General features: G+C 62.5%; 26 protein-coding genes. 3 read left to right on the forward strand and 23 right to left on the reverse strand.

Going from position 1 to position 26671, the window contains the following annotated elements; genetic code table 11:
* Positions 1-20: 20 nt before the first annotated feature.
* The gene (locus CO676_RS11005; RefSeq protein WP_097520946.1) at positions 21-800 is read left to right on the forward strand and encodes an SDR family oxidoreductase; all 780 of its coding nucleotides are present in this window, start codon (positions 21-23) and stop codon (positions 798-800) included.
* A gap of 19 nt (positions 801-819) precedes the next feature.
* Here CO676_RS11005 and CO676_RS11010 read toward each other — a convergent pair whose 3' ends face one another.
* From CO676_RS11010 to CO676_RS11060, 10 genes are all read right to left on the reverse strand, one after another.
* The gene (locus CO676_RS11010; protein ID WP_097520948.1) at positions 820-1320 is read right to left on the reverse strand and encodes a GNAT family N-acetyltransferase; all 501 of its coding nucleotides are present in this window, start codon (positions 1318-1320) and stop codon (positions 820-822) included.
* A gap of 2 nt (positions 1321-1322) precedes the next feature.
* The gene (gene ugpC, locus CO676_RS11015) at positions 1323-2453 is read right to left on the reverse strand and encodes a sn-glycerol-3-phosphate ABC transporter ATP-binding protein UgpC (protein WP_097520950.1); all 1131 of its coding nucleotides are present in this window, start codon (positions 2451-2453) and stop codon (positions 1323-1325) included.
* Positions 2454-2542: 89 nt separating this feature from the next.
* Positions 2543-3772, reverse strand: coding sequence for an extracellular solute-binding protein (locus tag CO676_RS11020; RefSeq protein WP_014761795.1), 1230 nt, complete (start codon positions 3770-3772; stop codon positions 2543-2545).
* 29 nt (positions 3773-3801) lie between these two features.
* A complete protein-coding gene (locus tag CO676_RS11025; protein ID WP_097520952.1) occupies positions 3802-4659 on the reverse strand; it encodes a carbohydrate ABC transporter permease in 858 nt (285 codons plus the stop codon).
* Positions 4656-5540: a sugar ABC transporter permease gene (locus CO676_RS11030; RefSeq protein WP_097520954.1), complete on the reverse strand. Its 885-nt coding sequence runs from the start codon at positions 5538-5540 to the stop codon at positions 4656-4658. Before CO676_RS11030 ends, CO676_RS11025 begins: the two co-directional genes overlap by 4 nt.
* Before the next feature lie 13 nt (positions 5541-5553).
* Positions 5554-6714, reverse strand: a complete 1161-nt coding sequence (locus tag CO676_RS11035) for a Gfo/Idh/MocA family oxidoreductase (RefSeq protein WP_097520955.1) — start codon at positions 6712-6714, stop codon at positions 5554-5556.
* Positions 6715-6875: 161 nt separating this feature from the next.
* The gene (locus tag CO676_RS11045; protein ID WP_097520957.1) at positions 6876-7613 is read right to left on the reverse strand and encodes an ABC transporter permease; all 738 of its coding nucleotides are present in this window, start codon (positions 7611-7613) and stop codon (positions 6876-6878) included.
* Positions 7613-8551, reverse strand: a complete 939-nt coding sequence (locus tag CO676_RS11050; protein ID WP_097520959.1) for an ABC transporter ATP-binding protein — start codon at positions 8549-8551, stop codon at positions 7613-7615. The genes CO676_RS11045 and CO676_RS11050 overlap by 1 nt, the downstream gene beginning before the upstream one ends.
* Positions 8548-9747 (reverse strand): ABC transporter permease, encoded by a 1200-nt coding sequence (locus tag CO676_RS11055; protein WP_097521240.1) that lies wholly within the window; start codon positions 9745-9747, stop codon positions 8548-8550. The genes CO676_RS11050 and CO676_RS11055 overlap by 4 nt, the downstream gene beginning before the upstream one ends.
* A 67-nt stretch (positions 9748-9814) precedes the next feature.
* Positions 9815-10732, reverse strand: coding sequence for an ABC transporter substrate-binding protein (locus CO676_RS11060; protein ID WP_097520960.1), 918 nt, complete (start codon positions 10730-10732; stop codon positions 9815-9817).
* A gap of 348 nt (positions 10733-11080) precedes the next feature.
* Between CO676_RS11060 and CO676_RS11065 the strand changes: the two genes are divergently transcribed.
* Both CO676_RS11065 and CO676_RS11070 read left to right on the forward strand, forming a co-directional pair.
* Positions 11081-11542, forward strand: coding sequence for a DUF4126 domain-containing protein (locus CO676_RS11065; RefSeq protein WP_097520962.1), 462 nt, complete (start codon positions 11081-11083; stop codon positions 11540-11542).
* Positions 11539-12915, forward strand: coding sequence for an FAD-containing oxidoreductase (locus CO676_RS11070; RefSeq protein WP_097520964.1), 1377 nt, complete (start codon positions 11539-11541; stop codon positions 12913-12915). Before CO676_RS11065 ends, CO676_RS11070 begins: the two co-directional genes overlap by 4 nt.
* 27 nt (positions 12916-12942) lie before the next feature.
* Here the strand turns inward: CO676_RS11070 and CO676_RS11075 are convergent, their stop codons facing one another.
* The 13 genes from CO676_RS11075 to CO676_RS11135 form a co-directional block, all read right to left on the reverse strand.
* Positions 12943-13719, reverse strand: a complete 777-nt coding sequence (locus CO676_RS11075) for a sulfite exporter TauE/SafE family protein (protein ID WP_014761785.1) — start codon at positions 13717-13719, stop codon at positions 12943-12945.
* A gap of 348 nt (positions 13720-14067) precedes the next feature.
* Positions 14068-14607, reverse strand: coding sequence for a hypothetical protein (locus CO676_RS11080; protein WP_097520966.1), 540 nt, complete (start codon positions 14605-14607; stop codon positions 14068-14070).
* A 179-nt stretch (positions 14608-14786) separates the two neighbouring features.
* Positions 14787-15590 carry an arginine deiminase family protein gene (locus CO676_RS11085; protein WP_097520968.1) on the reverse strand — a complete coding sequence of 268 codons (804 nt, stop codon included), beginning with the start codon at positions 15588-15590 and terminating at the stop codon, positions 14787-14789.
* 20 nt (positions 15591-15610) lie between these two features.
* A complete protein-coding gene (locus CO676_RS11090; RefSeq protein WP_097520970.1) occupies positions 15611-16039 on the reverse strand; it encodes an OsmC family protein in 429 nt (142 codons plus the stop codon).
* A gap of 107 nt (positions 16040-16146) precedes the next feature.
* Entirely contained in the window at positions 16147-17238 is a 1092-nt protein-coding gene (ugpC, locus tag CO676_RS11095; protein WP_097520972.1) for a sn-glycerol-3-phosphate ABC transporter ATP-binding protein UgpC, read from the reverse strand.
* A 120-nt stretch (positions 17239-17358) separates the two neighbouring features.
* Positions 17359-18813 carry an extracellular solute-binding protein gene (locus CO676_RS11100; RefSeq protein ID WP_097520974.1) on the reverse strand — a complete coding sequence of 485 codons (1455 nt, stop codon included), beginning with the start codon at positions 18811-18813 and terminating at the stop codon, positions 17359-17361.
* A 48-nt stretch (positions 18814-18861) separates the two neighbouring features.
* Complete coding sequence (locus CO676_RS11105; protein ID WP_097520976.1) at positions 18862-19890, reverse strand: carbohydrate ABC transporter permease; 1029 nt, start codon at positions 19888-19890, stop codon at positions 18862-18864.
* Positions 19887-20762 carry a sugar ABC transporter permease gene (locus tag CO676_RS11110; protein WP_097520978.1) on the reverse strand — a complete coding sequence of 292 codons (876 nt, stop codon included), beginning with the start codon at positions 20760-20762 and terminating at the stop codon, positions 19887-19889. Before CO676_RS11110 ends, CO676_RS11105 begins: the two co-directional genes overlap by 4 nt.
* Positions 20759-21691, reverse strand: a complete 933-nt coding sequence (gene rbsK / locus CO676_RS11115) for a ribokinase (RefSeq protein WP_097520980.1) — start codon at positions 21689-21691, stop codon at positions 20759-20761. The genes CO676_RS11110 and rbsK overlap by 4 nt, the downstream gene beginning before the upstream one ends.
* 34 nt (positions 21692-21725) lie before the next feature.
* The gene (locus CO676_RS11120; protein ID WP_097520982.1) at positions 21726-22181 is read right to left on the reverse strand and encodes an RbsD/FucU family protein; all 456 of its coding nucleotides are present in this window, start codon (positions 22179-22181) and stop codon (positions 21726-21728) included.
* A gap of 126 nt (positions 22182-22307) precedes the next feature.
* Positions 22308-24692, reverse strand: coding sequence for an aldehyde dehydrogenase family protein (locus CO676_RS11125; protein ID WP_097520984.1), 2385 nt, complete (start codon positions 24690-24692; stop codon positions 22308-22310).
* A 4-nt stretch (positions 24693-24696) separates the two neighbouring features.
* Complete coding sequence (gene deoC / locus CO676_RS11130; protein WP_097520986.1) at positions 24697-25710, reverse strand: deoxyribose-phosphate aldolase; 1014 nt, start codon at positions 25708-25710, stop codon at positions 24697-24699.
* A 146-nt stretch (positions 25711-25856) separates the two neighbouring features.
* Positions 25857-26603 (reverse strand): DeoR family transcriptional regulator, encoded by a 747-nt coding sequence (locus CO676_RS11135; protein ID WP_179875452.1) that lies wholly within the window; start codon positions 26601-26603, stop codon positions 25857-25859.
* Positions 26604-26671 lie beyond the last annotated feature (68 nt).

Below are 26671 nucleotides of genomic sequence, written 5' to 3' on the forward strand. Positions count from 1 at the left end.
CACAATTTTCGGAGCATGTTATGGATTTGGGTATCAAAGGGAAGCGGGCGCTGGTTTGCGCCGGCTCGAAGGGGCTGGGCCGCGGCGTTGCGGAGAAACTCGCGGAGGCTGGCGTCATCCTGACGCTCAACGCCCGCGAGCCGAAACAGCTTCGGGAGACGGCACGCGCCATCAGCAAGGACTATGGCGTTGAGGTGGAGATCGTCGCCGCCGACGTGACGACGGAGGAGGGCCGCAATGCGCTGCTGCGGGCGGAGCCACGGCCGGATATCCTGATCACCAATGCCGGTGGTCCGCCGCCTGGTGACTGGTCGAGCGTGACCGAAGAGAACTGGCTTGAAGCGATCAGATCCAATATGCTGGCGCCAATCCTGCTGATAAAGGCGGTCATTCCCGGCATGGTCGACCGGAAATGGGGACGGATCGTCAACATCACCTCCGCCTCGGTCAAATCGCCGATCCCGGAACTCTGTCTCTCCAATGGCGCCCGCACCGGCCTTACCGGCTTTGTTGCCGGCACGGCCCGCCAGGTCGCACGCCACGGAGTCATCATCAACAACCTGCTGCCCGGATCCCACCAGACCGAACGACTGGAAAAGCTGCTCGAAAAATCCGCCAGGGCAAGGGGGATTTCACTCGAAGAGGCGCGCGCCGAGGAATATGCGCAGAATCCGACGGGGCGCGTCGGCACGCCGAGTGACTTCGGCGCTGCGGCGGCGTTCCTGTGCAGCCAATATGCCGGCTATATCGTCGGGCAGAACCTGCTGCTCGACGGCGGCGCGCTCAATTCGACGCTCTGAGGCGCACGGTCTCCTCGGTTCAATCGCCGATGCGTCGAACCATGATGATGTCGTCGACTTCCCGGCCGTTGCGGATGCAGCCGCCGGGAATGCGGCCGACCGCTTCGAACCGCTCCCGGTGATAGAAGGCGATCGCCGCCGCGTTCTCGGCACTGACCGAGAGCTCCAGCTGCCGGATGCCTTCGTTCCGTGCATAGTCGATCAGTGCCGCGAGAAGCAGCCGTGCAACGCCGCTGCCGCGCAGGCTGCGATGCACATAGACCATGACGACGGTGGCGCGATGCGCCATCTTGCTGGCGTGCTGGCGCAGCAAGCCCATGATGCCCACCGGATCGTTAGCGCGGAAGGCAACGAAGACGGGATTGTCGGTCAGCCGTCGGCGCCACTCGTCGTCCGGCAAGCTCTCCCAATCCTCAGCACTGCTGGCGAAAGAATCGGGCTCCGCACGTAGCGCCTCGATCCGAATGCGCCGAAAGGTTTCGACATCCTCTGGGCCGAGCAGTCGTATCGATACGGTCACGCTCAGGCCGCCGGATCGAATAGGGCAAGATCGATGTCGGTCATCTCCACCCGGCGCTCGAAAGCGATGCCTTTTTCGTCGAACAGGTGGCAATCGGCGCCTCGGATGCCGGTTTTCACCTGTTCTTCCGCCCGGATGGCGGCGGTGCCAGGCAACATGGCGCAATAATTCTCGCCCTCGCCGCCGAGTGCCGCATAGGCGACCGTGTGTGCTCCGAGGTGCTCGATGACCGAGGGATTGACCGTCAGCGTCAGATCACCGGAGCCCGTCTGGATATGTTCCGGGCGCACGCCAAGCGTCAGCGTGCGGCCAGCCATGCCGCTGCGCGGCGTGACCGGAATAAGCGCCGTCTGCCCTTTATAGTCTATCTCCACCCCAGCCTCGCTCACGCCCGTGCAGGTGACCGGCAGGAAGTTCATCTTCGGATGGCCGATGAAGCCGGCGACGAAGGTGTTTGCCGGTTTGTGATAGAGCTCAAGCGGCGCGCCGGTCTGCGCGATCTCACCGGCATTAAGCACGACGATCCGGTCCGCCATCGTCATCGCTTCGACCTGGTCGTGCGTGACGTAGATCATCGTCGCTTTCAATTGCCGGTGGAGCTTGGCCAGCTCTATGCGCATGTCGGCGCGCAGCGCCGCGTCGAGGTTCGAGAGCGGCTCGTCGAAGAGGAAGATCTTCGGTTCACGCACGATCGCCCGGCCGATGGCGACGCGCTGGCGCTGGCCGCCCGACAGCATGCCCGGCTTCTGCTGCAGTCGCTGGTCGAGATGGAGAATTCGCGCCGCATGCTCGACCTTCGCCTTGAGCTTCTCCTCGGGCATCTTCTCGACCCGCAGCGGAAAGGCGATGTTCTCGAACACCGTCATATGCGGATAGAGCGCATAGGACTGGAAGACCATGGCGATGCCGCGCCTGACCGGCGGCAGGTCGTTGACCCGCTTGCCGTCGATGACGATGTCGCCGGCCGTCGTCTCGTCGAGGCCCGCGATCATTCGAAGAAGCGTGGACTTGCCGCAGCCGGAGGGGCCGACGAAGACGACGAATTCGCCGTTCCTCACATCGAGTTCTATGCTCTTCAGCACCTCGTAGGTGCCGTAGAATTTCTGAACCTTGTTGAGATTGAGCTGTCCCAAGTATCTGTCTCCGGCCGCCGACGAGAAGCGGCTCTTCCGCGAAGATTGAAGTAGGTACCGCGGGGCCAAGCCCCGCGGTCCCCGTCGGCTTACTTGTACTGCTCGAGGTCGGCGGCCGCCTTCTTCAGGGCATCGGCCGGCTCGGCCTTGCCGGTGACCACCGCCTGAACCATCTCGATCATCGTGTTCTGGAAACCTTTATAGTCCTTGAAGAGCGGCTCTGGGCCTCCATAGGCGATCCCGTCGATCAAAGGCTTCCAGGATGCATCGGCCTTGACGAATTCATCGACCTTCGGGGACGGGCGCAGCGGCGTCAACCCTGCGCCGCCCTGCAGTTCGTACTCGCCCTGCGGACCGGGAGAGGTGATGAACTTGGCGAATTCGATCGCCTTTTCCTCGACGCCCGTGTCCTTGAAGATCGCCAGGCTGTCGGTGATCAGAAGCGTGCCTTCGCCCTTGGCCGAGGGGCCGAGCGGAAGCGGCGCGATACCCCAGTTGATCTTCGTTTCCTTCAGGCGCGCGGCTGCGCCGGAGCCGGCCTGGATCATGCCGACCTTGCCGTCAAGGAAGATGGCGCGAATTTCGTTTTGCTCGTAAGCCGTTGCCCCTTCCACGGAATAGGGTGTGATGTCCTTGTAGGCCTGCAGCGCCGCGAGCACTTCGGGGCTGTCGATGACGATCTTGTCGCCGTCGATGACCTTGCCGTTGTTGGTGTAAACCCAGTGCATGAACTGGTGCATGGTGTTGTCGAAGGTTTTGGCCGGCAGACCGTAGCCCGGAATGCCAGTCTTTTCCTTGATCTGCTTGGCGAAGGCGATTTCATCGGCCCAGTTCTTCGGCGGTATCTCCGGGTCGAGGCCGGCCTGCTTGAAGAGGTCCTTGTTCCAGTAGAGTGCCTTGGTCGAGAAGGCGATCGGTACGCCCCACTGGTTGTCCTCGAAGGTCACCGTGTCGACGATGTTTGGATAGTAGCTCTTCTTCTCTTCCTCGGTCATCGGCACCGGGACGATCAGGTCGTTCTCGGCGAATTCCTTGAGCGTGCGGGATCCGACATAGGCCATGCCGACCGGCGTGCCGGCCGCGGCGAGCGTCGTTGCCTTGTCCTGGCACTGGGCCCAGCCGACGACTTCCGGCGTCACCTTCCAGCCGGGGTTCTTGCCTTCCCATTCCTTGATGTATTTCTCGTGGATTGGATCGATCTTGTCGCCGCAATAGATCCAGCTGATCTCCTGGTCGGCGGCCTGTGCGGCAACGCTGCCGAGCGCGGTCGATCCGAGCAGGGCAAGCGCAAAAAACGCGGTTTTGTAAGCGATGGTCACTGATAGGACTCCCGTTCTCTGGTGGTTGCTTATTGTTTCACCGCGCCGGCGGTCAGACCGCTGACGAGATAGCGTTGAAGGAAGAAGATCACGATCACGGCCGGCGCGATGCCGACGAAGCTTGCGGCCATCAGCTCGTTCCAGACCACCTCCTGCCGGCCGAAATAGGCGAAGAGCCCCACCGGCAGCGGCATGTATTCGGTCTTTGAGTTGAAGGTCAGCGCAAAGATGAACTGCTGGGCATAGGAGCCGATGAAAGTGGTAATCGCGACGACAGTGATGCCGGGCATGGCGATCGGCAGGATCACGCGACGAAGCGTGTAGAAATGGCTGGCGCCATCGACGAAGGCTGCTTCGTCCAATTCGCGCGGGATGCGCAGCATATAGGTGCGCAGGAGCCAGATCGCCGAGGGAATGAGGAAGGCCACACCCGGCACGATCATCGCGAAATAGGTGTTGAGCACGCCGAAGCTGCGCATCAGCCGGAAGAGCGGGATCAGCAGCACGGCACCGGAGAACATGTTGACCGCCAGGAAAGCACCAAGCAACGTTCCGTTGCCGCGGAACTTGAAGCGCGCAAAGGCGTAGGCCGCCGGCACCACCAGCGCCAGCACGACCGTTGTGACGATGATGGAAATGAAGAAGGAGTTGAAAATGTAGCGGGCGAAGCCCGGCACGCTCACCCACATGCTGCGATAGGCTTCGAAGGACCCGTTCTTCGGCCAGAACCGATAGGGCGAGGAAAACAGCAGCCCGAGCGGCTTTAGCGATACGAGGAAGCCTTCGACAAAGGGCGAAAGAATGAAGGTCAGGAAGACGAAGATGCCCGTATAGATGCCGACGAGCTCGTACCAGCGGTAGCGGTTGATCATGGCGGGCTGGCTCATCGGTGCTCTCCCGAGGCAAGACGATGCGTGACACGGAAATAGGCGATGCAGAAGATCGACAGGAAGATGCAGATCAGCACGGCGCGTGCTGCCCCCTCCCCGTATTTCTTCGAGCCTATGGCGGTTCTGTACGTGTCGATGATCATCGTCGTCGTGTCGCCGTTCGGCCCGCCCTGCGTCAGGATCCAGATGATGTCGAACGAGTTGAAAGTGGCGATCAGCGACAGCATCGACATGGTGATCATCGACGGCACGAGCAGCGGCAGGGTGATGCGCCGGAGCCGGTAGAAGCGCCCTGCTCCGTCCGTCCAGGCCGCCTCGTAAAGGTCCTGCGGGATCGCCTGCATCGAGGCGAGCATGTAGAGCGTCACCAGCGGCACGCCGATCCAGACATCGGTAATGATCGTCGCCCAGAAGGCTGTGGAGCCATGGGCGAGGAAGGCGACCGGGCCATCCACCAGCCCCCAGTTCTGCAGCATGCCGGAGATCATCCCGAACTGGCCGTTATACATCCAGCCCCACATGAAGATGCCGATCGCCATCGGCACGATCCAGGGCGGCATGGTCAGCACTCGGAACAGCGCTCGTCCCGGCACCGCGGCATTCAGCATGACCGCGCCGAAAGTGCCGATGATCATCTTGATCGCCACTGAAACGGCGGTCCAGACGAAGGTACGGACGATCACTTCCGCAAAGGTAGCGTTGAAAATCTTGTCGTAATTGGCGGTGCCGACCCATTTGGTCGTCTTCTTGAGCGAGGCATCCGTGAACGACAGGATGAACGTATCGACGAGCGGATAGGCGACGATCACCGTCACGTAGAGAACAGCCGGAAGAAGCAGGATCCAGGCGAAGATGACGGTGCTGCGGCGAACACTCATCCCGCTTCCCCCGTCAGGCCGCACGGGCGTGCAGGGCTTCGTCGAAGCGGTCCCAGAGCGGCCGCAGGTCCACGACCGTTCTCTTCATCCGCGCATCGTCCATGGAGAGTGCCAGGATACCGGCTTCCAGCGCATCGAGCGGCGAGACCGGAAGCGGGCCACTGTCCCGGATATGGGCGATGATCTCGGCCGCCATCTGCTCATCCGCACCGTAGTGCTGCGAGAGCGCCGTCTCCTTGGCATATTTCTTCTCGACCACCTTCTTGCCGGAGAGCACCTCGTGCACGTCGAGATAGCCGCGGATGAAGTCGCCCTCCGCCATGCCGCGAGATCCCATCACGCAGAAACGGCGGAACTGGTCCGGGACGTTGAGGTTCGTGTGGAAGTTCATCGCCACGCCGTTGGCGTATTCGATGATCGCCACCTGATAGTCGATGATGTCGCCGTCGCTGTCGAAGACCTTGTCGGAGCCCAGCCAGCCGCTCGGCTTGCTATGGAATAGCTGCAGGTCGTTGATGCCGTCGCGGGCAGGATCATTGGCGGGAACGAAGCTCTTGCGTCCGCCAAAACTCGCCACGCGCTCCGGCCGGGCGCCGACGACGCCGTTGTAGAGATCGAGATCATGGCAGCATTTCTCGAGCATGAAGCTGCCGGCATAACGTCCGTAGCGGCGCCAGTCGCGCATGAAGAATGCGCCGTGATAGGGCTCGATATGCTCGGCCGCCTCGATCGAAACAATCTGGCCAAGAGTTCCCGCAGCCTGGGCGGCGCGAAGATCGCGGTACATCGGCGCATAACGCAGCACGAGGCCCACCATCAAGCGGTCGTGGCCGTGCTTCCCCAGAAGCGCCGCGAGTGCGACGCTTTGCTCGATCGTGCTGACGATCGGCTTTTCGCAAAAAACCTTGAGACCCGCTTCGAGACCGATGCGGATATGGTCGAGATGCATGTGGTTCGGCGAGCCGATCATCAGGAGGTCGAGTTTCTCGCCGGCAATCAGTTCCTCCGGCGTGGCATACGCTCTTCCCGCCGAAATGCCATTTTCCGCAAGCGTGGCAAGGCCCGCAGGGGCCGGGTCGACATAGCCCGCGATCTCGAAGCTTTCGTCGATCGCCTTGAAGACATAGCCCAGATATCCGAGACGGAATCCGAGTCCGATTATCCCGACTTTCATGCTGATGCCGTTCCCATTTCGTAATTATTTTTCGTAGACTGGGATAGAATTCTCCTTACGTCAACAAAAATTCGAATGTTTAGAGAGAATGTGAAATTCATTTTCATCAGGGCCCGGCGAGCGGCTTCCGCATGGGGGCAACGCGTCCAAGTGAGGCTGCGCTATGCGTGAGTGCGTCCCGCGAGCGCACGCTCCAAGGCTTGAAGCGCGTCGTGGATGAGAACCGCCAGCGCGGCGACGATAAGCCCCCCCTGCAGAACAAAGGCGAGATTGTTCGACTGCAACCCGGCGATAATGACCTCGCCGAGCGTCTTGGCCGCCACCGTCGAGCCGATCGTTGCCGTTGCGAGGCTGATCACCACGGAAAGCCGAATGCCGGTGAGGATCACCGGCAAAGCCAAGGGAAACTCGATCTGGACGAGCCGTTGGCGCTCGGTCATGCCGGCGCCGCGGGCCGCCTCGATCACCGCCGGCGGTAAGGTCGTGAGCCCCGTCAGGGCATTCTCGAAGATCGGCAGCAATCCATAGAGAAAAAGCGCAATCAGCGTCGGCTTCTCGCCGAAGCCGAAGATCGGAACCGAGAGCGCCAACACCGCCACCGGCGGGAAGGTCTGGCCGATATTCACGAGGCTGCGCGACAGCGGCAGGAATTCCGCGCCGGCCTCTCGTGTCACGAGGATCGCCAGCGACACGGCAACGACGGTCGCGGCAAATGTCGCAACGAGCACGGTGCGAAGATGGAGGAGCGTCAGCCAGAAAAGGCTGCCTCGGTTGTAGACCGCCGGGGCGTTCTCCTGAACCAGCGGCTTGAGCAGCGGCTCGAACCAGCCGGGCTGCAGCAGAAAAGCCAGCAACAGAAGGAACACTGCCAGCCGCAGGAGCGTGGGCAGCGACGCCATCACTGCGGCCTCGCCGCGCGTTTCACCAGGCCATTGAGGCTGACCTTGCCGATGATGGCGCCATCCGCGGCTGCGACCGGCAATGCGGACCGCCCGGACCACAAGAGTTCGGAAAGCGCCTCGCGTTGGCTGAGCGCCTCCGGTATCGGCGTGCCTTCGGCCGCACCGGGCTCGACGGCATCGCCGGCCGTCTCGATGGCAAGCAAGCGGAACGGCCGTTCAGGGGCGCCGATCAGTTCCTCGACGAAAGGCGTGGCGGGGCGCACGAGCATCTCGGCCGGCGTTCCGTGTTGCACCACCTCGCCCTTGTCCATGACGGCGATCCGGTCGGCGAGATGGAAGGCCTCCTCCATGTCGTGGGTGACGAGGATGATCGTCGTGCCGAAATGCTTCTGGATGGCGAGAAGATCGTCCTGGGCCTTGGCGCGGATGATCGGGTCGAGGGCGCCGAAGGGTTCATCCATCAGGAGCAGGTTTGGTTCCGCCGCAAGCGCCCGCGAAACGCCGACGCGCTGCTGTTGACCGCCGGAGAGTTCATGCGGATAACGCGGTCCGAAGAAATCCGGATCGAGTTGGAAGAGCGTCAGCAACTCTTCCACCTTCGCCTTTATCCGCGCCCTCTCCCAGCCGAGCAGCGTCGGCACGGTGGCGATGTTCTGTGCCACTGTGCGATGCGGGAAGAGCCCGTGGCCCTGGATCGCATAGCCGATCCGGCGGCGCAGTTCGAATTCCGGCACCGAGCGATTGTCCTCGCCATCGATGCGGATCGCGCCGGAGGTCGGCTCGACCAGACGGTTGACCATCCGGATCAGCGTGGTCTTCCCCGAGCCCGATGTACCGACGATGACGGTGATCGTATGCGGCATGACGGTCAGCGAGACGCCGCTCACCACCACGGTTTCGTCGTAACGCTTGGTAACGCCGTCGAATTCGATCATGCGGCCTTGCCCCGGCTGTGTTTCGGACCCGTCACTTCGATCAGGGCGTCAAGCACTATCGCGGCGGTGAAGGCGAGCACGACGGTCGGAACCGCGCCAAGCAGCACGAGATCCATGGCCGTCTGGCCTATGCCCTGGAAGACGAAGACGCCGAAGCCACCGCCGCCGATGAGGGCCGCGATGGTCGCAAGCCCGATATTCTGCACGAGCACGATGCGGATACCGGTAAGGATGACCGGAAAGGCCAAGGGGAACTCGACGGCCACGAGCCGCTGCCATTCGGTCATGCCGAGACCGCGTGCGGCATCGTTTGCGGCGCGCGGCACGCCGGCGAGCCCGACGACGGTATTGGCGACCACTGGCAGCAGCGAATAAAGAAAAAGCGCAACGAAGGCGGGAGCGACGCCGATCCCACGCACGCCGATCGCCTCGGCACCCGGCACATGCGCCGCAACCCAGCCGAGCGGCGCGATCAGAATTCCGAAGAGAGCAATTGACGGAACCGTCTGGATGGCGTTCAGCACATTCAACACGGCCGCACGCAGTCGGTCGACGCGATGGCAGAGGATGCCGAGCGGCAGTCCGACGAGCGTTGCCGCAGCGAGTGATCCGAGCGCCAGGGTCAGGTGGCGGCCGCCCTCCGCCCAGAACGTGTCGGCCCGGCTCGCATATTCCTTGAGTATCGAAAGTCCGTCCCATCGGCCCGTGACGAGCATTGCCCCGACGAGGGCCAGGGCCCCGGCCAGGAAAAGAAGCCGCAGGCCGGGTCCAGGGCTCAGCCGCGTCAATGCATCGGCAACCAGAAGCGCGAATGCAAAGACAAGAATCCAGAAGCCGGAAGCCGGTGAGACGCGCGCATAGGCATTGTCCGCCGGGACCAGATTGCCGGCGGCACTGCCGATCAGAAAGCACAGCGCAACGAGGATAGCAAAGGCCGCGGCCATGCGGACGAGGACGGATGTCTTGAAAAGCGCAACGACCGTACCGAACGCCACAAGGGCGAGAAGCCCGTAGCCGAACGATGGCGGCAACGCCTCGAGGATCGCTTTTCCCTCGCCCTGGACGATGCGGTTTGCCCGGAACGTCGCGAAGGGCGCAAGAAACGCACCGTAAACCGCCAGAGCCGCAATGATCACGCCGAGCTTGTCAAAAGGGAGGGTCCTGCGCTCTGTTTCTCGGATGACACCGATCGCCATGAAATGATCCGCTCGACGCATTATCCGCGTTGCCCGATCCGGCATCGGACAACGCTTTCTTGTCAGCCTACTGCAGAAAGCCGTTCTTCTTCAAAAAGTCCTCGGCGACCGCTTTCGCCGGTTCGCCGCCGACCTGCACGCGGCCATTCAATTCCTGCAGCGTGACGAGATCGAGCTTTTCGAAGACGGGCTTCAGAAGAGTCTCGATATTCGGGTTCTCCTTCAGCACCGCTTCCCGGATGATCGGCGTCGGCTGATAGACCGGCTGGACGTTCTTGTCGTCCTCGAGAACGACGAGACCGGAGGGTGCGATGCCGCCGTCTGTGCCGTAGACCATCGCCGCATTGGCGCCATTCGTCTGGTTCGCAGCCGCCGCAATCGTCGCAGCCGTATCGCCGCCTGACAGCGTGATCAGTTGCTCCGGCTTGAGGGTGAAGGCGTAGGCGGTCTGGAATGCGGGCAAGGCAGCGGCGGAATTCACGAACTCGGAGGACGCCGCCAGGATGACATCGCCGCCGCCACTGACATATTTCCCGAAGTCGGAAAGCGTCTTGAGGCTGTTCTTCTCGACCACCTCCTTGCGCAGCGCGATCGCCCAGGTGTTGTTGGCCGGCGATGGTGTCAGCCACACGATCTTGTTGGCGTCGTAGTCGAGCTTCTTTGCCAGTTCATAACCCTTGGCGGCGTCCTTCCAGGCCGCATCGTCGGCCTTCTCGAAGAAGAAAGCGGCGTTGCCGGTATATTCGGGATAGATGTCGATTTCGCCGGCAGTGATCGCCTTGCGAACGACGGGAGTGGCGCCTAGCTGGACCCGGTCCGTGGTCTTGATGTTATTGGCATTCAGCACGGCGAGAATGATGTTGCCGAGAACGCCGCCCTCCGTGTCGATCTTGGAGGAAACCACGACGTCGGCCTTGGCCGCCGCGGAGGTCAGCGCAAAGGCAAGAGCGGTGCCGATAAGTGTCTTCATCAGGGGCAGGCGCATGATTGTCTCCCTCAATTGATCCCGCGGCCGTCACGGCTCTCCGCTGCGTCCGGTTAGAGCATCCATATATGTCAGGGTTCAGCAAAGAACAGAGCAACGGACTCGCAGGAACTTATGGTTGAACTTCGGGATGCCCGAGGTCAAGCTACGTACTACCGGGTTGCAATCAAAGCGGAAGTCGGCCACTCTTCCGTTGGGTCCGCCTCACAGCGCGCAGTCCTCAGGGCCCACGATAGTCGATCGCCACTATTTCATTTTAGAATGCCAGCATATCCGAGGCGGCCGCAAGCCAGTCGCGTTTTCGCGGCAGCCGCCGCGCAGTCCTTGAAATGCCGTTCGGGGGATGGGATGTCCGTCTATATTCTTGCGCTTCTGATCGGCGTGGTAGCGGGCTTGCGGGTCATGACCGCGCCGGCGGCCGTCAGCTTCGCCGCGGCGGCCGGCTGGTTGCCCGTTGCCAACAGTTGGGCCGCCTTTGTGGGTTACCGCTTCACGCCATACATTTTCGGTCTGTTGGCGCTCGTCGAATACGTCACCGACCAGCTGCCGAGCACGCCGAGCCGCAAGGTTCCGCAGCAATTCGGCGCGCGTATCGTCAGCGGCGGTTTCTGCGGCGCGGTGATCGGCACTGCAAGTGGCTCTTTGGTCGGCGGCGCCGTTGCCGGAGGCATCGGTGCGATCATCGGTACACTCGGCGGTTACGAAACGCGCAAGCGGCTCGTTACGGCGATTGGCGGCAAGGACCTGCCGATCGCCCTCCTCGAAGACCTTGTCGCCATTCTGCTGGCGCTCTGGGTGGTGTCATCATGAGCAAGCATTTCGACGCGATCATCATCGGCGCCGGCCAGGCCGGACCGTCGCTCGCCGGACGGTTGACGGATGCCGGCAAATCCGTAGCGCTCGTCGAGCGTAAACTCTTCGGCGGCACCTGCGTCAACACCGGCTGCATGCCGACCAAGGCCATGGTCGCGAGCGCCTACGCCATCCACACGGCGCGCCGCGGCGCCGAATACGGCATGACGACCGGCCCCATTTCCGTCGATTTCGCCCGGGTGATGGCGCGCAAGGAAAAGGTGACGCTCGATTCTCGTGCGGGCGTCGAGTCCTGGCTTAAGGGCATGAAGAACTGCACCGTGCTGGAGGGCCATGCGCGCTTCGAGGGCCCGACCGACATCCGCGTCGGCGAACAGCTGATTTCCGGCGAGCAGATCTTTCTCAACGTGGGCGGGCGCGCGGCGATCCCCGATTTTCCGGGTGTCAGCGAGGTGCCCTATCTCACCAATAGCTCGATCATGGATCTCGACCACCTGCCCAGGCATCTGCTCATCGTCGGCGGCAGCTATATCGGGCTCGAATTCGCGCAGATATTCCGTCGCTTCGGTTCCGAGGTCACCGTGATCGAAAAGGGGCCGCGCCTGATCGCGCGGGAAGACCCGGACGTCTCGGATGCGATCCGAGCGATTCTTGAAACAGAGGGAATCCATATTCGCCTCAACGCTGAGTGCATTCGCTTCGCCCGGCATGACGACGGCATCACTGCCGGTGTCGACTGCACGTCGGGAGCCCCGGAAGTCATCGGTTCCGATGTGCTGCTTGCCACCGGCCGCCGACCTAATACGGACGATCTCGGGCTCGACAGGGCCGGTGTGAAGACCGACGCGCGCGGCTATGTGGAGGTCGATGATTTCCTGCGCACCAACGTGCCGCACATTTTCGCGATCGGCGACTGCAACGGCCGGGGTGCCTTCACCCATACGTCCTACAATGATTTCGAGATCGTTGCCGCGAACCTCATCGACAATGACCCGCGCCGCGTCAGCGACCGCATCCAGACCTATGCGCTCTATATCGACCCGCCGCTCGGTCGCGCCGGCATGACCGAGACCGAGGCGCGCAAGAGCGGCCGCAAGCTCCTGATCGGCACAAGGCCGATGACGCGCGTCGGCCGCGCCGTCGAAAAGGGCGAGACGCAAGGCTTCATGAAGGTGCTCGTCGACGCCGATACGAAGGAAATACTCGGCGCCTCCATCCTCGGCACTGGCGGCGACGAGGCCATTCAGAGCATCCTCGACGTGATGTATGCGAGGAGACCCTATACGACGATCAGCCGCGCCATGCATATCCACCCGACGGTTTCGGAACTGATCCCGACAGTCTTTGGAGATCTTACGCCTGCGAAGTAGTTCGAGGACTGTCCTTGTCTACAGTTCTCAGAGCAATCCCGTCAGCTCGAGCGTCTGGTAGCCGGCCAGAAGCGTGATCAGCGACCCGACAAGCCGCAGGAGTGTCTTCTCCTTTAATGCCTTGACCATCCATCCCGCCAGCGGCGCCGCCAAAACGCCTCCTATGATCAGCCCGCCGACGGATGTCAGGTGATCGCCGAATTCGCCGGCTTCCTCCCAGTGGCCGGTTACAATCGTGGCGAGGAAGCTCAGCGACACCGAAAGTGCAATCAGGAACTCGCTCGCATTGACGGTGCCGATCACAAAACGCGGCTGTCCGCCCGCGCCGAGCAGCCCGGTGGTGGCAACAGGACCCCAGCCGCCTCCACCTGCGGCATCCAGAAAGCCGGCGGTTGCGCCCAAGGGCGCGACAACTCTCATCTTCACTGGGTTCGTCGGAATGCGATGAAAGGACCGGTATAACAGCCAGCTCCCAATAATTGCGAGATAGGCTGTAACGAATGGCTTGACCTGGTCTCCGTCAAACGAGGTGAGTACGAAGGCGCCCAGGATCCCGCCACCGACGCCAAAGGGAACGAGCCGCCGAAACAGCTTCCAGTCGATGTTGCGATGATAGAGATGGGCCGATCCGGAGGCGGCAGTGGTGAACAATTCCGCAGCATGAGCTGAAGCCGATGCTTGCGCCGGCGGCACGCCGAAGGTGAGGAGCACCGTCGAAGAGATCACGCCATAGGCCATTCCGAGAGCGCCGTCGACCGCCTGGGCCAGAAACCCGACCGCTGCGAACAGTAGGAAGTCTTCCATAGGAGGCTCCGCGCATGATTCGTTTAGCCATCGCACATAACGAAGCCTCGCGTGTGCACTGACACGGAGGCCTTAATCGCTCACAGGGCCGTGTTCATGCGCCCTCAGGTCCGCAGGTAAACGGAACATGGATCGGGCTTGTTCCGCGCGTTCGGCGCAATCGGGGCGTGCTCTCTCAAACTGCAAGCTATCGAAACGATGCCGCACCCGGGCCCAGCTGTCGATATGTCAGCGCTGAAAACAAGCTCGTGGCCGGCCGCACGTTTGGTTTAGTTCGTGCTGTCGGACCTGTTCCCGGGGCAGGCGATTTGTGGATCTTCGGCGATGCGCTCGACGTTTTCGCTTTCGCTATTTCACGGGTATCATGAGGTGGGCATAGGGAGTGCCCGCCCACATCACATACGGCTTCGACGTGTCCGGCTTGGGATCCGTCGGATAGCCTTGCATCATGTCCATCGCATTGACGATCATGACATGCGGGCCGGTTTCCACCCAGTTGTTGCCCTCTTCGGGCTTTGTCGCATAGGGATCGGTGTTGCTTGCGTCGGTGCCGCCGGCAAGCATGTACAGAAAGCCTATCTTGCCTTTCGGAGGCTCCTTTTTCTGGATCCATGCCATAGCCCATTCCATCGCATTGGCATCGCCGCACATCGGGTCGGGGCCTGGCGTAACCGGGTTGTCCGGCATGCACCAGAAACCACTGGTGCCCTCCCTCACGGTGCGCATGGTACCCTTCTCATCCATGGCGTGGATCGCAGCGCCGCTCGCTACTGCAGCGGGCGCAGCGGATTCAGCGCTCTTGATCAATGCAGCGTCGTCTGCGGCTTCTGCCGTTGCAACGAAACTGCTCGCCGCCAAAAGGGCAGCGGCCATCAGAGCCCGTTTCATAACCATTCTCCCGGATCGAGTTCATGGTTCTCATGGTATCGGCCTGCGGCTGTTCCAGCCGTATTAGCCTCTGTTAAATGATAGCAGATCGGGTGCACTCGAACAATTAAGCAGGTCGTACTGTCGAGACTACGCGCTCGCGACGACCGGCACTGCGCGTTGCCCTGTGCGGCACGGATTCATTCGCCTTTTCCGCTGCTGAACCACCTCAGCGACATGCAGGAAAGCCCGGCGTCGATCTTGCCTATCTCCGTCGTCTTCAAGGGCACCACCTTGTAGCCGGCCTTGTCGATCATCTCGATCGTACGCGGGAAATCGGCGCCGACCATCACCACGTCGTTGACGCGCAACGCATTGGCGGCCGGCTCCTCGCCTTCCGGGATGATCATCTGCCTGAATTTCTTGAAGACGCCGGATCGAGCCAGGCGGTTGGTGGAAAGGATCGTTTCGTCGTCGAGCAGCGAGCAATCGGTCTTGAAGTGAAGAACCCCATCAGGTGTGGCGACGACCTCGCTCTTGCGACCGAGCCTGTCAAGGCAAGTCCGCAGCGCCTCGGCGCCTGCCCTGTCGGTGCGGGCCGAAAGGCCGATCATTACGCTCTCCCCCGTTGTCAACACGTCGCCACCGTCGGCGTAGCCCGCCGGCAGATCGAGGACCGTGTCGAACATCTCGCGCAGCGTCGGCGCGATTTCCTCGGTTTCCCTTATGCGCGTGGCCGCGCCCGGGCGCAGAACGATCGCACCCTCGGTGAAGACGAGCGCCGGGTCTTCGACGAAGATCGAATCCGGGAAGGCCTCGAGCGGCGGTAGCACCGTTGTCTTCACGCCGGCTTGGCGCATTGCCGCCAGATAGGCATCGTGCTCGGCCTTGACGCCCTCATAGGTCGGTCTTCCGCGATCCTCCGCGCGCAGTCCGTCGACGACGGATCGCGAAGGGGTGCGCGCGATGATGGAATTGAAATGGTAGACCGGACGCGATGTCATCGAGAACTGTTCCCTTCAAGTTAACCGGAGACCTTGCTTGTGAATTCCGGATGGCCGCGCAGCGTATTGCTGACCGCGCAGATCTCGGCTTCCGCCGCTTCGGCAATAGCGTGCCGTACCGCGTCGTCGAAGTCGCCCCTGATCACGAATTCGATATCGAAGCGGGCGACCCGTGACGGCTCGTCATGCGCCTTTTTGCCGGTCACCTTGGCGGAAATCTCGACGAGCCTGTCGAGCACGCCGAAGCGGCTTGCGGCGATCCGCGCGCTGAGCACAAGGCAGCTTGCCAGCGACGCGTAGAGAAGGTCGAGCGGTCCAAATCCGGCCTGCGATGGGCTGGTGACGATGTCGAGCCCACCGCCGGTAACCGAGGTCACATACGGGAAACCGGTCCGTGCGACGACCGCCGTCGCGCCCGCTTCCCTCGTCTTCACTCTAAGCTCGGCCATCGGGCGCTTCCTCATCACCTGTAGCGAATGCAATATTTCAGCATTTTCGGGATCCAGCCATGGAGCACGGTCGAACTGAGGACGGCGTGTCGGGTGTGGGCCCCCGTTCACCGCCCGACGGCTTCTCCCGTATTCTTCAGGAAGAAATGGACCTTAGCCATGTCGATCGGCACTTCGATCACGTCGTCCGGCGAAATGCGCGCCGCAGCGTGCACCTGGGCGGTGAACGATGCAGATCCTGCCTTTCCGATCACCAGCGTGTGCGGACCGAGCGGCTCGATATCGCGCACCTGCAGCTTGATCCGCGGAAGACCTGCATCGGTGGCAATCGTGTGTTCGGGCCGAATGCCGAGCACGACCGCCTCGCCGATATGAGCGCCAAGTTTCTGGGCCCGCTCGTCCGGAAGCGGAAAGGCGACATCGCCGGGCGCTCGGAACGTGAGCCCTGCATCGCCGCGTTCGAGAATGCCTTCGATGAAATTCATGCTGGGTGCGCCGATGAAGGCGGCAACGAAAAGATTGGCAGGCGCCTCATAGAGGGTGATCGGATCGGCAGCCTGTTCGATGCGCCCCTGGTTCATCACCACGACACGGTCCGCCATGGTCATCGCTTCAACCTGATCATGCGTCACATAGACGGCAGTGGTCTGGAGCCGCCGGTGCAGGAGCTTGATCTCGGTGCGCATTTCGATCCGGAGCTTTGCGTCGAGGTTCGAAAGCGGCTCGTCGAAGAGGAACACGTCAGGCTGACGGACGATCGCCCGGCCGATCGCGACGCGCTGCCTTTGGCCGCCGGAAAGGGCGCTGGGCTTGCGGCTGAGATAGGCGCCGAGGTTCAGGATACGGGCGGCCTCCGCCACGGATGTTTCGATGTCGCTCTTCGGCGTGCCGCGTACCTTCATGCCGTAGCCGATGTTCTCGGCGACCGTCATATGCGGATAGAGGGCGTAGTTCTGGAACACCATCGAGCAGTTGCGCAGGCCTGGACGAAGGTCGGTGACATCCCGCTCGCCGATCCGGATCGTGCCGGAAGACGCAGTTTCCAAACCGGCAATCATTCGCAGCGTCGTCGTCTTGCCGCAGCCGGACGGACCGACGAGAACGACGAACTCGCGGTCGGCGATCGAAAGATCGAGCGGCGGAATGACCTTAACGCTGCCGAAGGATTTGGTGACTTGTTCCAGGCGGACCTGCGACATTCGAATGCCTTTCTCGAGACCCCCTGGCCAAAGCCGGGGAACGCACTGCGAAAGATGGGCGCCGGCTGTCCGGCGCCCACATGACGCCCGCACCGGGTGGCCGGAGCGGGCATCGATCACTTATTTCTGCGGCAGGCCCATCGAAGAGCGATAGGCGGCAAGCTGCTTGTCGCGGCCGAACTCGTCGGTCAGCTTGTTCCATTGCTCGGCCACCGTATCGAGCGCCTGCTGCGGCGTCACTTCACCGGCAAGTGCCTTGGAGAGTTCGATCTCGAGCACCTCGGTATAGGAAAAGTAACCGGGTAGCCGCATGTCGAGGGCGATGTTCTTGGCAGTGACCGCGTCCTTCTGCGCGCCTAGATACTCCTTCGCTTCGCGCTCCGAGAAGATCTTCGACCAGAGTTCGAGATTGGTGGTGTGCGAAAGTCGGTACGGATTGACGCCCGTGCCGCCGGTAATGGCCGCCTGCGCCGAGACCTCGGGGCTTGTCAGATACTGGATATAGTTCCAGGCGGCTTCCTGCTTCGTGGACGAGCTCGGCACGGCTGCCTGCCACCCGCCGAAGGCCATGAAGGAGGTCTGCACGACCTGATCAAACTTGTCCCACTTCTTGGTCTTGTAGTTGTAGATCTCGTCCGCTCCGGGCAGAGACGCCGAGCCCACCTTTCCGGCAACCTTCGACTGCTTTGGGTCGGCGGCAATGACACCTGTGTCGCCCCAGCCGATCGATTCAGCGACCTGTCCGCCGGCAAAGGCGGCGTTCACCTCGCCGAAGGAGAAGTTGAGCGCATTCGGCGGCGCAAGCTTGGAAGCGCGGATATATTCCTCCAGGCCGCGTACCCAGCCGGGATTGTTGACCTGCGCGTCCATCGTATCCGGGTCGAAGAACATGCCGCCCGGATTATCGGGATGGCTTGTATAGCCGGCCACATGGCTGAACAGGAACCAGAACTGCTGGCCGCCACGGCGGAAGGCTTCGGCAGTGCCCCAGAGGTTGTTCGCCGGCTGATTGAAGAACTCGGCGATGTCGAGATATTGCTTCCAGGTCTTCGCCGGCGCCAAGTCGTAACCGTATTTCTCCTTGAAGGCCTTCTGGTTGTCGGCGTTCTCGAAAAGGTCGATGCGATAGGTGTAGGTATGGGCATCGCCGTCCATGGTCTGCGAAAGGACCTTGCCGTTCCAGACCATCAACTGTTCACGGTAGACCGGCGCGATGTCTTCCCAGGCGGAGCCCTGCCGCATCTCCGCCGGCATTTCGGCGAGGAAGTCGGTGAAATCCGGCGCCCAGGCAGGCGCGAAGGCGATGACGTCGAAGGCGTCCTCGCCGGCGGTCAGGGAGGTCACGATCTTCGGATAAAGCTCGGACCAGGGAAACTCGACGACTTTCACCTTGCCGCAGGTTTTCTCCTCCCAACCCTTGGCGGCGATCTGAAGAGCGGATGCAATATAGGGGCCGGTCTGGGTCGTAGCGGTGAGTTCCACGCCGCTGAAGTCCGGCTCACAGGCAAAGGCCGTTCCATTGGCCGCCGCGGCCAGCAGGCCGGCGGCGGTAGATGCGAGCATAAGCTTCCTCATTTTTTCCTCCCTCTGAGTGAACCTTGCAAATCTAGAAAATGCGTGCAGTCACTTGATCGCTCCCAGGAGCAGGCCCGACCGCATCAACCTGCTCAAGAGTCCGGCCATGACCATCATCGGGATGATCGCGACAAGTGCGGCGGCCGATATGGACCACCACTCGTCGCCGCGCTGGCTGTTTTGCCCGGCGACCAGGATCGGTAGCGTCTGCCATTTCGAACTCGTCAGGAAGAGCGCGAAGAGGAACTCGTTCCAGACGAAGGCGAGCGTGATCATGAAGGTCGCGATGAGGCCCGGTTTCGACATCGGCAAGACGATGCCGAAGAAGATCCGCCAAGACGGCACGTTGTCGACCATCGCCGCCTCCTCCACCTCGATCGGCAGCGCCTCGAAGAAATCGCGCATCAGCCAGACGACGATCGGCAGCGAGAAGGCGATATAGGCGAAGGTCAGCCCGATATAGCTGTCGACGAGCTTGAAGCCGAGCTTTCCGACTTCCGTGTACATGAGATAGAGCGCGAAGGCGGCGACGATCGGCGGAAACATGCGCTGGCTCACGAACCAGAAGACGATGTCGTTGTTGCCAAGTTCGGGGCCTGGCAGGCGGAAGCGGCTGGAGATCACCGCGAGAGCGAGCGCGGCGATGAACGAATAGATGAGCGAAATTCCCTGGCCGAAGCCGAGTGCGTATCGTCCCAACAGAAACCCGCTGAAGGCGACGACCACGAAGATGAGGGCGGAAAGCAGCCGAAAACGAAAGGTGAAGCGGACGAGCGCGTAGGCGGCCATGGCGCCGATGCCGGTCGCAAGCACCGCAGCGGACAGGCTGACGATCAGGGAGGCGACGAAGGTGTTGTAGAAGGCGCCGCGCGCGCCGGAGACGAGCTCGTTCCACGCCGTCAGCGTCGGTTCGAAATCGACGAACGGCAGATAGGTCGGCCCGCCGACAACGGCAAGCGGCGTCTTGAACGACGTGATCGCCACCCAATAGAGCGGAAACAAGGTGAAGGCGAGCCATAGCAGGCAGCCGCCGAGTGCCAGCCAACGCCGCTTTCCCTGAAGAGTGCGCACGCTCATTTGTGCTTCTCCAGATAGGGCTTGAGCACCGCCAGATAGACGAGGCCGATCACCGTGATGAGGATCAGGAAAAGGAAAGACAGCGCCGACGTGTAGCCGAGGTTGAACTTCTTGAAGCCTTCCTGATAGGCAAACAGCGTCAGTGTCTCGGTCGACACGCCCGGTCCGCCGCCGGTCATGACAAAGACCGTGTCCATGATCTTGTAGCTCTCGATGAGCCGGATGAAGACGACGGCGGCCGAGATCGGCAGCAGCATCGGAAAGGTGATATCGCGGAACTGCTGCCAGGGCGTGGCGTTCTCGAGTGCCGCTGCCTCGTAGACATCGTCAGGCAGGGTTTGCAGTCCTGCCAGCAGCATCAGGATGACGAAGGGCGTCCATTGCCAGACCTCGACCACGATGATCGAGCCGAGCGCCCAGCTTGTCCGGGTCAGGAACGGGAGGTTGGGAAAGCCGAAGAGCGTCATGAACTCGTTCAACGGCCCCATGGTCGGATTGAGGATCTGGCGCGCGACGAGCGCAACGGCGACCGGGGCAACGAGCATCGGCAGCAGAAAACCGACGCGGAAAATCCCCTCGCCCGGTACGCGGGAATTCAGCGCCAGCGCTACGGAAAGGCCGATCACATATTGCAGCCCGACGGAAACGAAGGCGATCAGCGTCGTCGTGCCGGCAACGTGCCAGAAGCGCGGGTTCGATAGGAGGTCGGCATAGTTGCCGAAGCCGACGAAGCGAGCCGGCATCGGCGGCACGAGCCGCATGCTCATGAAGCTCGTCGTCAGCGAATAGACGAGCGGAAAGATCGAGATCAGCAGAACGATGATCAATGCCGGCCAAATGAAGAAATGCTTGATCGGGTCGTTGCGGGTCATGCCGCCGCTCCCCTTGCGAGCAGCGTCTTGATCTCATCCAGCGTCGGCATTGCCGGGGCCGTCCCGCGGCGCGTGACCGCGATGCCGGCCGTCGCGCAGCCGAACCGCACCGCCTCGACGGGCGACAGCCCCCGGGCCAGCGCGGCCGAAAAGCCGCCGACGAAAGCGTCCCCCGCACCGGTGGTGTCGATCACCGGACCGCTGGCGACTGCGGGAACGAGCACCGACTGACTGTCGGTGTGGTAGAGCACGCCACGCTCGCCAAGCGTGATCAGCGCGGTCTTCGCACCCTTTTTCAAAAGCACGTCCCCGGCGCGCCGGGCATCGTCGGGCGTCGGCAGCGCAAAGCCGACAAGCGCTGCCGCTTCCGTTTCGTTCGGGACGATGTAGTCGCAGAGCGGATAGATGCTTTCCGGAAAGGGTTCGGCCGGCGCCGGGTTGAACACGGTCGTGACGCCTGCCGCATGGGCGATCCCAAGCGCCCTTTCGGCGGCGGCCGCCGGCTGTTCGAGCTGGGTCACGAAGATCCGCGAATTCTCGATCGTTTGACGGGCGGCTTCCACATCTTGGACATCGATCGAGCCGGCGGCGCCGGGATAGACGATGATGGCATTCTCGCCGTTCTCGTCGTTGACATAGATGAAGGCCGCACCGGTCGGCAGATCGTCCATCTGCAGGATCTTCGGCGTCACGCCCGCCTCGGCATAGGTCTTCAGCGCCATCTCGCCGAACGTGTCGCGTCCGAGCCTCGAGATGAACGAGACCTGGCTGCCGGCCCGCGCCGCCGCCACCGCCTGGTTCGAGCCTTTGCCGCCGGGTCCGACGGAGAAGCCGCTGCCGGTAATCGTCTCTCCGATCCGCGGCATGCGGGACGCCAGATAGGCCGTATCCGCCACGAAGATCCCGAGGATCGAAACGCCTGTCTTCATGCTGAGCCTCCTCCCTCAAAAAACCGCTGGTTTTTCAGGCAGTTTCAGGCGGAATGACCCCCTTGGTGAACAGGAAGCAGCCGTAGAACCGCGTCTCGCCGGTGGTGATGACGCAATAGGCGTTTTTTGCTTCCTCGTAGAAAGCGAAGCGTTCGATGCCGTACATTGGCGCCGGCCTGCCCTCGGCACGATCGATCTCGGCCTGGACCTCGCTTTGAACTGCCGGAATCTCGTCCGGCGCGCCCATGATTTCCATGCGTCCGGCCGATGGCTGGAGCGGCGTGTCGAGCGGCAGCACCGAAAGGACCGCCTTGACGGCGCGCGCGGCGGAGACGTTGTCGATGTGGAGGAGTTTGCCGAGCCGCGTCTGTCGGGCGATTGCGTCGGATGGGAAGTTGGTGTCGGAGATCACCAGCGTGTCACCATGCCCCATGGATCGGAGCGCGTGCAGCACGTCCGCATTGAGCGCCGGGTCAATATTCTTGAGCATGTCAGTCCTCCTCCAAAGCACCAATTCGACGGCCGCCCGACGGCGTGATCCCGCCAGCGACGCTCATTTATGCAAATGCTTCCTCTACGCCGGCCGGCTCCCCGCCGGACGGTATGCGCGGATCCCTCACTCGCCGTAGGGGATCCAGATGTTCTTGACGTCGACGGCCCGCCACAGGAACGGCTGCCCTTCGGCTGCCGAACGGTCCAACCAGTCGATGGCCTTGCCGTAGTCGACGAAGGTGCGTTTCAGATTGCCGACCGACAGCTTCTCGACCAGCGTCGACAGGTCCGCCGTGCCGAAGGCCCAGAGTGCGTCGACGTCATTATGGGCGGCGAGCGTCTTGGCAAGTTCCGTCGCCGAGCCGGTGACGATGTTGACGACGCCGGCTGGAACGTCGGAGGTTTCCAGCACCGAATAGAAATCCGTAGCGGCAAGCGGATGCGGCTCGCTCGGAACGGCAACGACGCGATTGCCGACGGCAATCAGCGGCGCGACGAGGCTGAGGAAACCGAGCAGCGGTGCCTCCGGCGGGCAGATCACTCCGACGACGCCCTGCGGCTCCGGCATGGCAAGTGCGACGCCGCGCAAGGGCGGCTGGTGCACGACGCCTTCGTATTTGTCCGCCCAGGCGCCATAGCTGAAGAGACGGGCGATCGAAGCTTCGACCTCGGCCTTCGCATTGGCCGCCGAGACGCCGGTCATTGTGCCGATGCGGTCGGCAAATTCCGCCGCCCGGCCGCTCAGGTTCTCGGCAATGTAATAGAGGATCTGCGCGCGATTGTGCGCCGTTGCCGACGACCAGCTCGACGCCGCCTGCGCCGCGACCACGGCGTTGCGGATGTCCTTGCGGTTGCCCTCGCCGACCTCGCCGAGCACCCTGCCCTTCGGCGACAGGATTTGGCGCGAGTAGTTTCCGTCGGGCCGCGCCTGCTTGCCGCCGATGAAGAGCTTGGCGGTGCGATCGAGCGATGGCAGCGCGAAATCGCTCGCAACCGGCTTGAGCACCGGCGCACTCTGATCGTTCCGGAGCTTGCGTCCCAGCCAGGCCTTCGGCTTCAGATATTCGTAGCAGCCTTCCCTGCCGCCTTCGCGGCCGAAGCCGGATTCGCGTTTTCCGCCGAAGCCGCTCGAAGCGTCGAAAAGATTGGTGGCATTGACCCAGACGACGCCGGCGGCGAGCTTCGCCGCGACATGCAGGGCGAGACCGATCGTCTCGCTCCAGACGCTGGCCGCAAGGCCGTAGCGAGAATGGTTGGCAAGTTGGATCGCCTCTTCCGGGGTGCGGAAGGTCATCGACACGGCGACCGGTCCAAAAATTTCCTCCGTGGCGACGACGGAGGTCGGCTGCACGGCAGTCAGAAGCGTCGGCGGATAGAAGCTGCCGCCCTTGGGCAGCTCGATCGGCGGCTGGTAAAGTGCCGCCCCTTCCGTCACACCCTGGCTGACCAGGCTTTGGATCCGCTGCAATTGCACCGGGGCGACGATCGCAGCCATGTCGATCGCCTTGTCGAGCGGATGGCCGACCCGCAACGTCCCCATGCGCCGCTTCAGGCGTTCGTGAAACCGCGGTGCCACGCCTTCCTGGACGAGCACACGCGACCCGGCGCAGCAGACCTGGCCCTGGTTGAACCAGATCGCATCCACCACGCCTTCTACCGCCGCGTCGACATCGGCGTCGTCGAAGACGATGAAGGGCGACTTGCCGCCGAGCTCGAGCGTCAGCGATTTGCCGGTACCGGCGGTCTTTTCACGGATCAGGCGGCCGACCTCGGTCGAGCCGGTGAAGGCGATCTTGTCTATGTCGTCGTGCTCGACGATCAGCGCACCCGTCTCGCCCTCGCCGGTCACCACGTTGAGGACGCCCGGCGGCAGGCCGGCCGCAGTGGCAAGCTCGGCGAAAAGAAGCGCCGACAGCGGCGTGAACTCCGCAGGCTTCAGAATGACCGTATTGCCAAGCGCCAGCGCCGGCGCCACTTTCCAGGCGAGCATCAGGAAGGGAAAGTTCCAAGGGATGACCTGGCCGACAACGCCGACCGGCACCTGATCCGCGAACTCTGTTTCCTGAAGCTGCGCCCAGCCGGCGTGGTGGTAGAAATGACGGGCGGCAAGCGGAATGTCGATGTCGCGCGTTTCGCGGATCGGTTTGCCGTTGTCGAGCGCTTCGACCACGGCGATCAGCCGCGCGTGACGCTGGATCATGCGCGCCAGCGCATAGAGATGCCTTGCCCGGGCATGGCCGGAGAGCTTCGCCCAGGGACCTTGCGCCTTGCGGGCCGCGGCCACGGCGGCGTTGACGTCCTCGCGGCCGCCAAGCGCGATCTTCGCCAGCAGAGCACCGGTCGCCGGTTCGAAACTGTCGAAAGTCTTTCCGGAGGCGGAGGCGACGAAGCCGCCGTTGATGAAGTGCCCGAACGCGCCCTTATGGCGGGCGAGCCATTGGCGCACCTCGTTATCGCCTTCAGGTGCGGGGCCATATGACATTTCGTCGAAAAACCTGGCGACGCTCATCGGATTATCCTATCGGGTGTCTGTTGAGGGCCGAGTAGGCGCCGCTGACGTGATGTTCGAGCTGGCGTTCGATGTCTGCCAACAGGCTCGATGCCCCAATGCGGAAGAGATCCGGCTCGAGCCATTCGCGGCCGAGCTCTTCCTTCATGAGGAACTGGTAGTTCAGCACGTCTTTTGCCACCGAAATGCCGCCGGCGGGCTTGTAGCCAACCTTGATGCCTGTCCGCTCCTGGTAGGCTCGGATCATCCTGAGCATGACGAGGGTGACGAGCAGCGTCGCGTTGACGCCCTCCTTGCCGGTCGAGGTCTTGATGAAGTCGGCGCCGGCCATCATGCAGACGAGCGAGGCGCGGGCGACATTGCGCAAGGTCTTGAGATCGCCGGTCGCGAGGATCGCCTTCACATGCGCATCGCCGCAGGCATCGCGGAAATCGCGCATCTCGTCATAGAGCGCCTGCCAGTTGCCGGTCAGCACATGCTCGCGCGTAATGACGATGTCGATTTCCCTGGCGCCGTCTGCGACGGAAGCCTCGATTTCCTTGAGCTTGACGTCATGCGGAATGAGACCTGCCGGGAAGCCGGTGGACACCGCAGCCACCGGAATTCCGGAGCCCTCGAGCGCGTCGACCGCCGTCGACACGAAACGGTGATAGACACAGATGGCACCGGTGGTGATATCGCGATCGCCCATGCCAAGTGCGTCGAGAAGATCCTGGCGCACCGGCCGGCGCGCCTTGGCGCAGAGGCGTTTAACGCGCTCCGTCGTATCGTCACCATTGAGCGTCGTCAAATCGATGCAGGTGACCGCCTTCAAGAGCCAAGCGGCCTGCGCATCCTTTTTCACGGTCCGGCGACCCGGCAGCGTCGCGACCCGCCGCTCGGCGGCGGAAAAATTGACGCGCTGGTCGAGCACCCAGGAAAGGTCGAGATCGACACCGTCGTTGCGCGGCCAGTTGTGACCGGTGCCAGCGGGTTGGGCAGAAACTGCCGAGACCCCCTTCACAGCAAGGTCTTCCAAGCGACTACTCCTCGATTTCTCCCTGCCTGACCAGGCCCTGCGGGTCAGCCGCGACTTGTTATTTTTTTATCTATTTTTTGTTATCATTTCATCAAGCCTGATGGGTGTCAAGCGATGACACGGTCGAAGCGGCGAGACTATCACATTTATCCCGTCGGCGCCTCACGCACCGAAAGCGCCGCCTCTCCGTCTTCCGTGATCACCGCCCGGAATGTGGTGAGCGGCGCAAAGAAGGCGGGCTTCAGCCTGCCGATCTTGCTCTTGTCCACCACGAGGTAATTCTCGCGCGCGAGTGAAATCACCTTCTGCTTTACCGGCACTTCATGAAAATGAACGCATGTCGCGCCACGGCCAGGGTCGACGCCGGCCGCCGAGAGGAAGGCTACATTGATGCCGAGATGATTGAGCGTCTCGAGGCCGGAGTTGCCCGAGAACGAAGCCGAGGACGGGTGGTAGACGCCGCCGAGCATGACGATCCGGACGTTGGGCCTGCGGGTCAGGCGATCGGCCACATTCAGAGAGTAACACACTGCCGTAATTGAATAGTTTTCCGGGATGAGATCGACGAGATACTCAAGTGTCGTGCCGCAATCGATGAAGATCGTCTCGTCGGGACGGATGTGCCGGGCGGCATGGACGCAGGCTTCCCGCTTCGCCGCCGCGTGACTGTCGGCCTCACGCGCGAGATCGTAAGGCGCCTCAGCCTCGATATCGGCGGCCGGAACGATATGCCCGCCGAGATATCCGAAGAGGGCGGGGTTGTTGGCGACGTCGCGCCGAACGGTCATTTCCGAGACGCCCAGCAAGGCGGCTGCGTCTTTCAGATGCAGAACGCGCCGCGCCGAAAGCGCATTTGTCAAAGCGACAATCCGTGTTGTCTTGCGATTGGCCATTTCCATCCGGAGTCCGGGCCCTGGGCAGGCTCACACCAGGGGCGCGACGAGCTGCAGCCCAACAATTT

It is taken from the genome of Sinorhizobium sp. BJ1, from assembly GCF_002531555.1.
Taxonomy (GTDB): Bacteria; Pseudomonadota; Alphaproteobacteria; order Rhizobiales; family Rhizobiaceae; genus Sinorhizobium; species Sinorhizobium fredii_B.